12 protein-coding genes are annotated in these 13,529 nt (G+C 56.3%); 5 read left to right on the top strand and 7 right to left on the bottom strand.

Features of this window, described 5'->3' with window-relative positions:
* Positions 1–99 precede the first annotated feature (99 nt).
* The 3 genes from REIFOR_RS11390 (at position 100) to REIFOR_RS11400 (ending at position 2,123) form a co-directional block, all read left to right on the top strand.
* Positions 100–903, top strand: a complete 804-nt coding sequence (locus REIFOR_RS11390) for a DUF1338 domain-containing protein (protein ID WP_100257676.1) — start codon at positions 100–102, stop codon at positions 901–903.
* Between the two features lie 75 nt (positions 904–978).
* Entirely contained in the window at positions 979–1,356 is a 378-nt protein-coding gene (locus tag REIFOR_RS11395; protein ID WP_100257677.1) for a VOC family protein, read from the top strand.
* Between the two features lie 2 nt (positions 1,357–1,358).
* Positions 1,359–2,123, top strand: a complete 765-nt coding sequence (locus REIFOR_RS11400) for an NRDE family protein (protein ID WP_100257678.1) — start codon at positions 1,359–1,361, stop codon at positions 2,121–2,123.
* On the opposite strand, the gene REIFOR_RS11405 is transcribed toward REIFOR_RS11400, so the two are convergent.
* The 7 genes from REIFOR_RS11405 to REIFOR_RS11435 all read right to left on the bottom strand — a co-directional run bounded on the left by REIFOR_RS11405 (position 2,098) and on the right by REIFOR_RS11435 (position 11,508).
* The gene (locus tag REIFOR_RS11405; RefSeq protein ID WP_227003666.1) at positions 2,098–2,916 is read right to left on the bottom strand and encodes a carbon-nitrogen hydrolase family protein; all 819 of its coding nucleotides are present in this window, start codon (positions 2,914–2,916) and stop codon (positions 2,098–2,100) included. The genes REIFOR_RS11400 and REIFOR_RS11405 overlap by 26 nt on opposite strands.
* A 25-nt stretch (positions 2,917–2,941) precedes the next feature.
* Entirely contained in the window at positions 2,942–6,781 is a 3,840-nt protein-coding gene (locus tag REIFOR_RS11410) for a YhdP family phospholipid transporter (protein WP_100257679.1), read from the bottom strand.
* 104 nt (positions 6,782–6,885) lie between these two features.
* The gene (gene rng / locus REIFOR_RS11415) at positions 6,886–8,346 is read right to left on the bottom strand and encodes a ribonuclease G (protein WP_100257680.1); all 1,461 of its coding nucleotides are present in this window, start codon (positions 8,344–8,346) and stop codon (positions 6,886–6,888) included.
* A gap of 54 nt (positions 8,347–8,400) precedes the next feature.
* Positions 8,401–8,997 (bottom strand): Maf family protein, encoded by a 597-nt coding sequence (locus tag REIFOR_RS11420; RefSeq protein WP_193437299.1) that lies wholly within the window; start codon positions 8,995–8,997, stop codon positions 8,401–8,403.
* Positions 8,997–9,485, bottom strand: a complete 489-nt coding sequence (mreD, locus tag REIFOR_RS11425; protein WP_100257681.1) for a rod shape-determining protein MreD — start codon at positions 9,483–9,485, stop codon at positions 8,997–8,999. Before mreD ends, REIFOR_RS11420 begins: the two co-directional genes overlap by 1 nt.
* Positions 9,482–10,360 (bottom strand): rod shape-determining protein MreC, encoded by an 879-nt coding sequence (gene mreC / locus REIFOR_RS11430; RefSeq protein WP_227003667.1) that lies wholly within the window; start codon positions 10,358–10,360, stop codon positions 9,482–9,484. The genes mreD and mreC overlap by 4 nt, the downstream gene beginning before the upstream one ends.
* Before the next feature lie 110 nt (positions 10,361–10,470).
* A complete protein-coding gene (locus tag REIFOR_RS11435; protein WP_100257683.1) occupies positions 10,471–11,508 on the bottom strand; it encodes a rod shape-determining protein in 1,038 nt (345 codons plus the stop codon).
* Between the two features lie 268 nt (positions 11,509–11,776).
* On the opposite strand from REIFOR_RS11435, the gene gatC reads away from it, so the two are divergent.
* Both gatC and gatA read left to right on the top strand, forming a co-directional pair.
* Complete coding sequence (gene gatC / locus REIFOR_RS11440) at positions 11,777–12,064, top strand: Asp-tRNA(Asn)/Glu-tRNA(Gln) amidotransferase subunit GatC (protein ID WP_100257684.1); 288 nt, start codon at positions 11,777–11,779, stop codon at positions 12,062–12,064.
* Positions 12,065–12,075: 11 nt separating this feature from the next.
* Positions 12,076–13,524 (top strand): Asp-tRNA(Asn)/Glu-tRNA(Gln) amidotransferase subunit GatA, encoded by a 1,449-nt coding sequence (gatA, locus tag REIFOR_RS11445; RefSeq protein ID WP_100257685.1) that lies wholly within the window; start codon positions 12,076–12,078, stop codon positions 13,522–13,524.
* Positions 13,525–13,529 lie beyond the last annotated feature (5 nt).

A 13,529-nucleotide genomic window follows, 5' to 3' on the forward strand; every position in this document is an offset into this window, starting at 1 on the left:
CAACGGGGCGTTCCTCTGGTAACGCCACCGGCGGTTCCGTCCTATGCTTGGGCAGACCGGCCGCGGCCTCCCACTCAATGACTTAGGCAGAAACGCATCGTGAATACTAGTGAATTCTATCAGCAGATTTGGCAAGACTATATCAAGATGACACCTCAGGCAGAGGCCATTGAAGGCGCCTTAAGGATGCGCGGTGAGACGGTATTGAACGATCATATTGCCTTTCGCACCTTCAACCAGGGCCCGGCCCGACTCGCGACACTGGAACCCCTGATTTTGGCACTTGGCTATAAGCGTTTCGAACCCTATTACTTTGCCGGTAAAAAACTCGACGCCATGGGCTATACGCCGCCGAGTTCAGACTTGCCGCGCATCTTTATCAGTGAGCTGCGGGTCGAAGAATTGTCGGCCGAAAGCCAGGCTGTTCTGCAGCGATTGATCGGCCAAATGCCGGTTGATACGGCCGCGGATGCGAGCGTATTCTGGCGCGGCCGAGCCTGGCTTGCACCGACCTTTGCCGACTATAAAATGCTCGCGGCCGAGAGTGAATATGCCGCCTGGTTGAGCATTATCGGTCTGCGAGTAAACCATTTCACGATCAGCATCAATGCCCTGGCGCAGATGTCGGAGGTGGCCGACCTGAATGAGTTTGTTGAGGCGTTAGGCTTCAACATCAACGCCAGTGGCGGCCGGGTCAAGGGCTCACCAGCGGTCTTACTGGAGCAGTCATCGACCCTAGCCTCGACCCAGGAGTTTGAGTTTGCCGACGGTGACCGCCATGAGGTCTCAACCTGTTACTACGAGTTTGCCAAGCGTTATTGCGATGACGCCGGCCAGCTGTACCAGGGTTTCGTCGCCGCCAGTGCCGACAAGATTTTTGAATCGACCGACAGTCAGGGCTAGTTCGGCGTCTAGGGCAAGGCCGTTGTCAACGCGCGGTCACTGCCCTACACTACTGTTTTTGCCGTGCGCGCCGCTATGACTCAGCCACAAAATTTCAACCTGTTGCTCTGGCTCGACCTCCCGGTCACCAACCTAGATGCGTCGATCGCCTTTTACAGCGCTATTTTCGACCAGCCGTTGCGCGATGCCCGGCCCCACAGTGCCAGTGCAAGCCTACAGTTTTCCGGCGCCGGTTCCGGTCTTACCCTAATCGAACGCGCTCATTCGCTCGAACCGGCTGCCGCCATGCTGCCCTACTTCAATTGCCAAGGCCGCCTTCCCCAAGCCATTGCGCGCGTCCGATTGCACGGTGGGGTCCTGGTGCAACCGATCCAGAGTATAGAGCCTTTTGGTCAACGGGCGGTTATTCAGGATCCGGATGGCCATCTCATTGCACTGCACAGTGCGGAGTAAGTATGTGTTTAGCGGTTTTTTCTTGGCAACCCGGTAGCGCCGTACCCTTGAATCTGGTCGCCAACCGCGATGAGTTTCGCCAACGCCCCACCCAGGCCATGCATTGGTGGCCAGACCGAACCTTGCTCGCCGGCAAGGACTTACAGGCCGGTGGCACCTGGTTGGGCTTCAATCGGCGCGGTTATTTTGCCTTGCTGACCAATATTCGACCCGGTTTTATCGGCGCCAGTTCGGCCTTCAGCCGAGGTGATCTGGTGCGCGACTTTCTCCAAGGCTGCGCGAGTATCGAGGCTTACCATCGCGCTATTCTGCCACGCTTGAACGACTATGGCGGTTTCAATCTGGTGTTAGGCGATGCCCGGCGGTTGTTCTATTTCAGCAGCATTCACCCGAGCGGCCAATGGTTAGCGCCCGGCATCCATGGTTTGTCTAACGACAGTCTGAATACGCCCTGGCCAAAAACGGTTTTAGCCAAACAACAGATGCGCGCCTGGGGTGATGCCCGTTTACAGAGCGCGGACGGCCAAACCATTCTCACCTCGACTGCGATCGCCGAGCAGCAAGCGCTGCCGAGCACTGGTGTGCCGCTGGACTGGGAGCAAACGCTCTCGGCGCAAACCATCGTCGGCGCCGACTATGGCACCCGGTGCCGGACTCAGGCTCGGCAATTGCGCTCAGGGGCTCTTGAGGTGGTGGAGCATCAACTCGATGGGCACGGTCAGATCCTCACCAGCGCACGCTTCAATCTAGCCGGCGGTGCTGATTAACCGGCAACTGTTGCCGCACGGCCGCGACCCGATCGAATTCCACGACTAACAACTGACCACAGGGCTCGGCGCCCAGGTCCTGAATCTCACCCCAGGGGTCGACCAACAGGGAGTGCCCCCAGGTTCGCCGCCGTGGGTCGTGCTGGCCACATTGGTTGACGGCGGCGATGAAATAGCCGTTTTCGATCGCCCGGGCCCGACACAAGACTTCCCAGTGCGCTTGGCCGGTTTTATAGGTAAAAGCCGAGGGCACGATAACCAGCTCGGCACCGGCATCGTTGAGCTGGCGAAACAGTTCTGGAAAGCGCAGGTCATAGCAGACGGCCAAGCCCAGAGCCCCCCAAGGGCTGTTCAGGGTTACCACCGAAGACCCAGGCGAGTAGTTATTGGATTCTTTATAAACGCCTTGCTGATCGCCTACCAAAGCGTCAAAGAGGTGCATTTTATCATAATGGCCAACCACCTCACCGTGGTTATTGACTAGGTGGCAGCGTGCTCTGGGCCGGCTGTCGAGAGCGGTCAGGACCGGCACCGTGCCGGCCACAATCCACAGGCCATATTGTTGTGCTAAGGTGCGGATGACCGAGCCAACTGGGCCGTCAAAATTTCGCTCCTCGGCGGCCATTGGTCGCGGATCGAGGCCACCCATCTGGGCAAACATTTCCGGCAACACCACCAACTCGGCCCCGCTGCTTGCCGCCTGCGCGACCTGCTGTCCGACCCACGCCAGATTGGCGTCAACCTCGATACGGCTGGTCATCTGAACAAAATATATCTTCAGGGGCGTACTCATTGCTCTGGTTCTCCTAGGGTCATGGTTACTCGCGCTCACTATCGGTCGGCCCAGTGGGTTCTGCCACAAGGCCAGCACCGGCCCGATAAAACCGTGTATTGGGGGCTTCAAAGGATCCCGTAACGTGCATGCGCGCTGAACTCAGGCGTTCGAGTTGATTGTTGAAGACCCGCTCGGTCACATAGATGGCGGCCGCAGCCTGGGGCGAAACACCGGCGAGCAATGCCACTAAGGGGAAGGTGCTCGACAACGGCACGGTCAATGTCATGTCGACATCCAATTCGTCTGACAGCAGGTCGGCGTCGCCGCTGAAGCGGAATTTGGTCGCGGAGCCATCGATGACCAGCCTTTCCCCTACTCGGGCGAAACCGCGATCGAACAGCAACTCACCGTCGATGGAGTCAAAGGTAATCCCGGTGCGCAGCAAATCGGAAAAGTCAAAGGCAATACGATTCAACACCCGGGTGAAATTCAACAGTCCGATTAGCTTAACGCCCTCATATTCGGGCACATCCAAGATCGCACCCTGATTGAACTTCAAGCCGATGGCGCCTTGCAACCGTTTAAAGTCAAAATGCGCCGGGGAGCCCTGCCAATGGGTCGCTACATCCAGCATGCCATCTCGAGTGCTCAGTACCGGCGCATAGCCCCAGGTAGTGAGCACATCTTGCAGATTGCCGGTCCGAATCGAACCGTTAAAGTCGGTTCGATGTTTGGCCTGCTCTCGGGTCCACAACAGATCGCCATTCAGGGTGGCTCCAGGCATCTGGCCAACCAGGTCAGATGCCGTCAAGACACCGTCCTCGACTCTGACTTCAGCGCGCCAATTACCTAAGTCACGCTGGTTCCAAATCAGCTTATTAATTTGCAGTGACAAATCCGGCACATCGCTCGGCAAGTAATTCAACAAAGGATCCAGCTGATCAACAAAGGGGACTTGTTCTGAGGCAGAAGTCAGCGCGACCCATTGCACGTCGGCGAAGATGGGCTCAGGCCCATGAGGTATGGCCACCTCCGCTTGACCCTCGGCGCTGTTAAAGGAAATCAGCCAAGCATTCTCGGCGCGCAGCAAGGTGGTCACCACATCGCTCCAGTCTTGTCCCAGGTAAACCAGACGCTGCGCTTGAATGTTGATCGCGGCAATCATTGATTCAAAGGAACGGCCTGGATTCAGCGGTGTTTTAGCGGGGTAGCGTTGATCGAAGGCTTGGACAAATTGCCACCAGCTGTCGGCGTCGGCTTGGTCAACCTGAATATCGAAGTAGACACCGTTTTCTCGCCGAACCCGAAGCGGCTCATTGATAGCGATCGCACCACGTTGGACCCTATTGGCTGTATCGAGTTCAAGATAACTGGTTAGGCTGGTCCCCAAGTTGGCCGACAGGGTCGTCCAACCCCGCGGGTCGAAATTAATACTTAGGTCCAAGGCCAAGGGCGCCTGAGCAGATTTACTCAGGGGGGCTGGCAGCGGCAAGGCTAGGCCAATCAAATCACTCCGACTCTCGATCCGGGTGCGCCCAGGCTCGATACGGATCAGGGTTTGGTGGCCAACGCTGACGTGTTGGGCACGCAGAAAGGGGTCATTGATGCGCTCACCCCAATAGGCCACCGGTGTGCGCCCCAGCAGGGCGATGCTAAAAGCGCTACCGTTGTCGCTCGCCAGCGTCGCGCGCTGCAGCTGGCCCTGATGGATCAGCGTCAAGTCTGCGCTGCGCAGTCCGGCACGGCTCTGGTAACTTAACTGGCCATTAATATCGGTTAAGGCGAGATCTAATGCACCCAGGGTTAAGGTCACGCCACGCAGCTCTGCGTCTATTGAAACCTCTGGTGCACTGAGTTGCAGCAGCGGCCATTCCAGCTGCAGGGTGACATCAACCTCACCCTCGGTCGCCGCCCAATCGCTAAACCGCGCGCCATCGCCGAGCTGTAACGGTCCAGTCTGCAAAAATTGCAACGCCTCACGACCCGACGCCAGGGCCTTAACTCGCGTGGTGATGCGCTGAGTGGAAAAATTAAGGGCCGCGTCCATTTTACTCAGCCTAAAGCCGGGATACTGGCCCTGTAGACCGGAGAAGTTCAAACCGGCATCGGTTAGGGCAAACTCGCCCGCGACGCCCTGCACCGGTGACCACTCATCCAAAAATGTCATTTCCAGGTTGGCGACACTGGCATTGATGAAATATTGACTGCGAGCTTTAAACGCCTCGTCTGTGCGGCTCAGATAGTTGAACTCGGCCCGACTGAAGTCACCGCCGCGCAGCCGCGCGTCAACTATTCGCACCGTCTCCGGCCTCAACAGTCGGTTATTGGCTAAAAACTGGACCCAGGAGGCATCGAGCTGCGCGGCCGTCACCTGAAGCTCGAGCGTGCCTTCTGTGCCCATGTGGCGCGCTTGTGCATTGGGCGACGTCGATTGCCACTGCAGGTGCAGCGGCAACGGCTTGGCTATCGACCCGGCCCTGGCCTGCTCAGGCACGGCCAGAGTCAGGTCCGCCGAACCCTCGCTGATGACGCCCTGCTCGGCATCGGCTTGCCAGGTCAACTGCAGCGCTAGGGCCTCTGCGATCGGAGCATTGGCATAGAGTGCCGGTAAGTCGATTGGCACCCCAGTGCCCGATAGGCTGAGCTGCCCTCTGTCGCCTTTCATGTCCAGCCGGCCGTTCAGCTGCTGAGTGCCCGGAACAGCCTCGACCGACGAGGTGGCTAGGTCGGTCACCGCCGCCGTCAGCTGCCAGGATTCAGGCTCTCGGTCCACACGGGTGAGTTGTCCCTGATCGAGAAAGCCACTCGGTTGCAGGCCGCGCCAGAAGCCGCTGGGATCATCCAAAGCAAACCACTGGCCAATAAGGTCTAGTGCTACCCGGTCCCACTGCAGCGTCAAACGATCCGCGCGCCGGCTAATGTAGGCCTGTGTCGCGGATAAGGCCTGAGCGTTTGAACGACCCGCGAGCAGGTTCAACCAGCCATCAAAGCCATCCGTCCGCCGCTCCAGATAGGCTTCTGCCTTGAGGTCCTGGACCCGCATGATATCTGCAGGGCCTTCCAATGCGATTAGGTCGGACTGCAGGCGCGCGGTCACATCCAGCACATGATGCTGATCAAAATTAACCCAATACTCTCCGGCGACGATCGCGTGCCTGACCTCGGCGTCCGATACCTCAATCCAGGGCGCAAGATCGATGGCCGCGTGCTTAAAATAGGCGCGATTGGCCTGGGTGCCATCCTGGCGAGTTTCAACTTGCAGTTGTAGCGGGATGTCGAAGCCTTGGCCGTTAAAGACGGCATCCGCAACCAGGTCAATCTCGTTATCCGTGCCGCTGACTCGACCCTGCTGCAGGGTCAAAGCAAACATCGGTAGGGTGAGCGGCCGCAGGCTTAGATGGGTATTGGTAAATTGCACTTCACGCTGACGTTGCAGCAGGCGGAGAAGATCGTTTAGCTTAACGCCCTCCCCCTCGGCCGAAGCCAGGCCATGCATCTGCCAACCGCGGGGGGTCTGCACCAGTTCGGCACTGAAATCACTTAATTCGAAACGGATAAAAGCCAGGCCACCGCGCGATATCGACTCATAGAGGCCAGGTGCTAGCGTCATCTTGGCCATGCTGAGCGTGTCCCCGATTTGGATATCGGTTAACTGCACTACCGGGTTAAAGCGCTCCCACTCACCCTGCAACCGTCCAATGCTGACTGGGGCACCCACTTGCGCGCTGAGCCAAGTTTCAACTTCGGGCTTTAACCGCTCAATATAGGGAAAAAATTGCCGACCCAGGGCCAGATAGGCGGCGAACAACAGCACCCAGAAGGCCAAGACTCTAAGCACGGCGCTGCGCAGCGCGGGCCAAAAAGGGGTTGTTGTCGGCGGCATCAGTTCATATCTCTTCGATCACCTGTCTCGCTGCGGCTGTACGGTACTTTTTCCATTATTACAGCACGCTAACAGCCTGCTGTAATTAAGATATGAACTCAAGCCTACTGCAGAATGACATCAAACTGTTCCTGACTGTAGATCGGTTCAACCTGGAAACGAATCGGCTTACCAATAAATTCCTCTAGATCGGCAACATTCGAGGACTCCTCATCCAACAACCGATCGACCACCTGTTGCGACGCCAATACTAGGTAACGATCGTTGTTATAGGCTCGTTCTTCGCGCAGAATTTCACGAAACACTTCATAGCAAACGGTTTGCGGTGTTTTTTGCCGACCGCGGCCGTGACAAACCGAGCAATGTTCGGTTAAGACATGTTCCAGGCTTTCTCGGGTGCGCTTGCGGGTCATCTCCACCAGACCCAACTCCGACACCCCGGTCACTTTACTCTTAGCATGATCTTTTTCGAGATTTTTCTCCAACATGCGGTGTACCTGACGGCGGTGTTCTTCATCGACCATATCGATAAAATCGAGAATAATGATGCCGCCCAGGTTGCGCAGGCGCAATTGTCGACAAATGGTCGTTACCGCTTCTAGGTTGGTTTTAAAGATGGTTTCTTCTAAATTACGATGGCCAACAAAGGCGCCGGTATTGACATCGATCGTGGTCATAGCCTCGGTTTGATCAATAATCAAATAGCCACCCGATTTCAGCTCAACCTTGCGGCTTAGGGCCTTAGACATCTCGTCCTCAACCGAATAGAGATCGAAGATCGGCCGTTCGCCCGGATAATACTCGAACAGATCGATCACCTCGGGCATATATTTGGTCACGAAATCTTGAACCTTGCCGAAGGTTTCTTTCGAATCGATGCGAATCTTCTCGGTATCGGCACGCACTAAGTCGCGCGCCACCCGCAAGTAGAGGGGCAGGTCTTCGTAGATAACGGACGTCGCAACACTGTCCTTCATGCGCTCCTGCAGCACGCGAAAGACGCGTTTCAAGTAATTCATATCCGAACGAATCTCGAACTCTCCGATACCTTCAGCCGCGGTACGCAGAATAAACCCGCCCTTTTCGATCTCCTCCAACGCCTTCATTTCAGTCACCGTCTTACGGAGTCGGTCGCGCTCCGTCTCGCCATCGATGCGCTGTGAGACCCCGATGTGGTTAGAACCGGGCATAAACACCAGATAGCGAGAGGGGATGGATAGGGCCGTAGTCAAGCGCGCACCCTTGGTGCCCATCGGATCCTTAATCACCTGAACTACCAGCGCCTGGCCTTCGCGCACCAGGGTTTGAATCGGTTTGTGAGGCTCATTATCGACTCGATCGTGGTCGATATCGGACGCGTGAATAAAGGCCGCACGCTCCAGTCCTATATCGATAAAGGCGGCCTGCATGCCGGGTAGCACGCGCACCACCTTGCCTTTATAAATATTACCGACCAGCCCCCGGGTTTGGTTGCGCTCGAGAAAAATTTCTTGCACCGCGCCATTTTCAACCAGTGCTACTCGGGTTTCCATCGGCGTCACATTTACTAAAATATCGGAAGTCATCTGAGATCCTATTAAAATCGAAATAAGATTTTGCCATACCAAAACCCGATGCGCTTAAATTGGCATCAGGCCCTGATACAAAGAGAATCGTGCCTTACCCAATAGCAGGGCGGTTTCATGCAGCGGGAGCCCCACGACGGAACTGTAACTGCCCGCAATTTTAGTTACAAAAACCCCACCCAGGCCTTGAATACCGTAGCCGCCGGCCTTGTCGAGTGGCTCGCCAGAATGCCAGTAGGCCGAAATCTGCGGCTCCGACAAGGCCATAAAGCTAACGTCGGTGGTTACCAAGGCTCGATAAGAGTCACCAACGGACACCAGGGCAATGCCCGTCAGTACTTGATGGGTACGCCCAGACAACAATCGCATCATGGTCTGAAAGTGTTCCTTGGAGGTTGGCTTGCCGAGAATCTGGCCGTCGATCACCACGCTGGTGTCGGAGCCGAGGACCCAGCAGTCTGCTGGCCGATCCAATAATGCCAAGCCGGCCTGGGCCTTGACCAGGGCGAGACGATCGACATAGCGATTGGGCGTTTCGCCCGACAAAACCGACTCATCGATGTCGGTGGCCAGGGCGGTAAAGTCGATTCCCAAGGTGGTCAGCAACTCGCGTCGCCGAGGCGATTGGGATGCCAATATCAGCTTGGCCACTATTGCACCCGCGCCCGCAACTGCAGTGCCTGCAATAAACCATAGACCCAAGGCCAAAGGAGCGCTGAGGTTAACGCCGGCCAGATATGTATTTCACCGGACACCACCGACATCAGAGCGGTCTTGAGCCACTGACTGAGCATATGGGTGGCCCCGATGAGGCAGAATATCGCTAACGCCTGCTGGCCCAGCGGATACATCCGTAAGCGGACACTTAACAACAAGACCGTGTAGGCCAGGGCGGCAAATACCAGTCCGTAAAGGCCAAGGGTAGTGCCCATCAAGGTGTCATAAAAGAGCCCGACCAAAAAGGCCATTAAGATGCCAAATCGTTCCGGCACAATGAGTACCCAGAAAATAATCATCAGGCCAACCCAATCGGGTCGAGCAATCTCAAATCGGCCGGGCAGCGACAAGGCCGCCAAATAAAAGGCGACGAAAAAGCTCAAGCCGATCAGCCAGAGTCCGTGTGCCGGTTTTGCTTTCATTGCTTTTGCCCCTGAAATACGATCAACATGCTGCGTGAGCGGTCCAGACGAGCTAAGGGCGCGGCACGGATGCGCGCAAAGGGCTCACCCGGATCGTGCTCGATGGCGATCACCTCGGCAACCGGATAGCCGGCCGGAAAACGCAGGCCCAAGCCGGAAGTAACCAAGATGTCACCGATCTTAACGTCGGCGGTATCGGGCATATATTCCAGCTCCAAACTGTTCAGGTCACCGGTACCGACCACCACGGTACGCATGCCATTGCGATTAATATAGACCGGCACCGCCAAGTTTACATCGGCCACCAGCGCGACGCGCGAGGACAAGGAATCGACTTGCACCACCAAACCAAACAGGCCGTCTGCATCGACCACTGCCTGGCCAACCGCGACCCCGTCTTGGGCGCCTCGGTTAACGATGACTTGGATCGAAAAGGGGTCTGGATCGACGCGAATCAACTCCGCCGTCAGGAATTCGGTCTCCAGGCGCGCGGTGGCATTCAATAATTGCCGCAGGCGGCCGTTCTCAGCCTCTAGAATGGCCAACCATTGCACCTTTTGCTGCAAGATCAGCATCTGGCTGCGCAGCGAGCGGTTGGAGTCTAGCAGGACATTACGTTCGGAAAAGGTTTCACTGGACCATTTGACCAGTTCACTGGGTAAGGCAACCAGAGATTGCACCGGTGCAACCACATAAGACAGACTCTGACGGGCCTTGTCCAATTGGTTAAAGCGCAGGTCGAGAAACATCAACAAGAGCGACCCGGCGGCAACCAAGGCGAATCGATAGCCATGATGTGGCCCGGTTGAGTAGATCGGTTTGATGAGCGGGCTCCTGAATTCGGCGATAAACAAAAGGCCTGGCCAATCTGCCAACAGGCTCCGGGTGGCCAATAAAATGAAGCCCTGCATTAGATGCAAGGCTCGGGTCGGTCGAGTGGGACTAGCGCCCCAAGACGGGCCCTACGTTATGATGGACAGGCTTATCATTCGGAACTGAGGAAATCAAAGGTGCTGTCGTCCATCATCTCCAACGCTCGACCACCGCCGCGCGCCACACAGGTCAGCGGATCATCGGCGATCAAAACCGGCAGACCGGTTTCTTCACTGAGCAAGCGATCGATATCGCGCAGCAGAGCACCACCACCGGTTAACACCAAACCGCGCTCGGCGATATCGGCAGCCAATTCCGGCGGTGTTTGCTCCAAGGCACTCTTGACAGACTGGACAATGGCCGACAGATTTTCCTGCAGCGCTTCCAAAACTTCATTGCTGTTTAGGGTGAAGCTACGCGGTATACCCTCGGCCAAGTTTCGGCCGCGGACATCAATTTCGCGCACTTCGGCACCTGGGTAGGCACAGCCGATCTCAATCTTGACCCGCTCAGCCGTAGCTTCGCCAATCAAGGAACCGTAGTTCCGACGCACATAGGACACGATGGCTTCATCGAAGCGATCACCGCCGACCCGAACCGACTCGCTCAAAACAATACCGTTGAGCGAGATCACCGCAATTTCAGTGGTGCCGCCGCCAATATCGACAATCATCGAACCGCGTGCCTCTTCGACCGGTAAGCCGGCACCAATAGCGGCTGCCATTGGCTCTTCAATTAGATAAACTTCGCGTGCACCGGCACCATAGGCCGATTCGCGAATAGCCTTGCGTTCAACTTGGGTCGATTTACAAGGCACACAGACCAGTACGCGTGGGCTGGGGGCAAACCAACTGTTCTCGTGCACCTTGCTAATGAAGTGCTGCAACATCTTTTCGGTGACGTGAAAATCGGCAATAACGCCGTCTTTCATCGGCCGGATGGCCTGAATGCTACCGGGCGTCCGGCCAAGCATACGCTTAGCTTCTTCACCAACGGCCGCGATGGTCTTGGTGGATCCGGTGGTGCGCACCGCAACAACAGACGGTTCGTTGAGCACGATATCTCTGTCGCGCACATATATCAGGGTGTTGGCCGTTCCCAGATCGATCGACAAGTCACTTGAAAATAAACCACGAATTCGTTTAAACATTTAATTATCGCTTTAATGCAAAAGGTGACAGACACATAACAGCTTGGCAATGTAACAATGGTGGGGTTTTTGGGCAAGGAGTAAATGTGATAACCTAGCGCCTATTAACGGATTTCCATAGAATTGATCGAAAAACAGGCAGCCATTAGCGCTTTGCCTGAAAAATTCGTCGATCTGTGGCTTATTAGCGCGCAAAAGCCAATCTTTACCGCATCGATTGGTTTACCATTTTACTTAATTCAAATGTCTGTTCAGGAGAACCCCGACCATGAGCCTCGATCGCTCTCAGGTTGAAAATGTCGCGCGTTTGGCGCGTATCAAAATCGATGAAAATGAAATGGCCGACTACGTCGACAGCCTCTCGTCGATCCTCGCATTGGTTGATCAGATGCAGGCCATCGACACCACCGATGTTGAGCCGCTGGCCAACCCTCTCGATGCCGCGCAACGGCTCAGGGCCGACGTGGTCACCGAAGCAAATCAACGCGAGCTGCTGCAAGCCAACGCACCCCACGCCGAAAAGGGCCTGTTTCTCGTCCCTAAAGTTATTGAGTAAGGTACCTGCGCATGTTAGATAAAACCCTCAAACAATTGTCTGATGGCCTGGCCCAAGGCGACTTTTCCAGTGTCGAATTGACCACCGCGTACCTGGACAGAATCCAGCAAGCAGACAGCCGTTACAATGCCTTTGTCACCGTCACCGGCAGCCAAGCCCTAGACAGTGCCCGCGCCGCCGATGCCCGCCGTGCCAAGGGCGACGCCAGTGCTTTAACCGGCCTGCCGATTGCGCACAAAGATATATTCTGTACCGCCGGCGTACGCACCAGCTGCGGCTCCAAAATGCTCGATAACTTTATCGCACCCTATGAGTCCACAGCCACGGCTCGCCTAGCTGACGCGGGCATGGTCATGCTCGGTAAGACCAATATGGATGAGTTTGCGATGGGTTCCTCTACCGAATCCAGCTATTACGGCGCGACCCGCAATCCATGGGATCTGGAAGCCGTGCCGGGCGGCTCCTCAGGCGGTTCTGCCGTTGCGGTTGCCGCGCGCATGGCTCCGGTCGCTCTGGGTACCGATACCGGTGGGTCAATTCGTCAGCCAGCCGCCTTTTGCGGCATCACCGGCTTAAAGCCAACCTATGGCCGAGTATCGCGCTGGGGCATGATTGCCTATGGCTCGTCGCTCGATCAGGCCGGACCGATGACTCAAACCGCTGAGGATGCCGCCTTGCTGCTCAATAGCTTGGCCGGGTTCGACCCCAAGGACTCGACCTCAATGGAGCGCCCGGTCGAAGACTTTTTAGCCAACCTCAATCAACCCATCAAGGGCTTGAGAATAGGCCTGCCCAAGGAATACTTTGGTGAGGGGCTCGATCCGGGCATCCGTGCCGCCGTCATGGACGCCGTTAAGCAATTTGAAGCGATGGGTGCCGTGGTGAAGGAAATTTCCCTGCCGCGTACCGAGTTGTCGATTCCGGCTTACTATATTATTGCCCCCGCCGAGGCCTCAACCAACCTGTCACGTTATGACGGTGTGCGCTATGGCCATCGTTGCGATGCACCAACTGATTTAGCCGACATGTATATGCGCACGCGCGCCGATGGGTTCGGCATCGAAGTAAAACGCCGCATCCTGGTCGGCACCTACGCGCTGTCAGCCGGCTATTACGACGCCTATTACCGTAAAGCCCAGCAGTTACGCCGCCTGATCAAGCAGGACTTTCAACAAGCCTTGGCCGATGTCGATGTAATCTTGGGGCCAACGACCCCATCACCGGCTTGGAAAATTGGCGCAAAAAGTCAAGATCCAGTAGCCATGTATCTGGAAGACATCTATACCCTGTCAGTCAATCTGGCCGGCTTACCGGGCCTAGCCCTGCCCTGCGGTTTCCAATCTGGACTGCCGGTGGGGCTGCAACTTATCGGCAATTATTTTGACGAGGCCCGGTTGCTCAACATCGGCCATCAATTCCAGCTGGCAACAGACTGGCATACCCGCAAGCCGAATTTATAAGGAGA

This window comes from Reinekea forsetii (assembly GCF_002795845.1).
Classification (GTDB): domain Bacteria; phylum Pseudomonadota; class Gammaproteobacteria; order Pseudomonadales; family Natronospirillaceae; genus Reinekea; species Reinekea forsetii.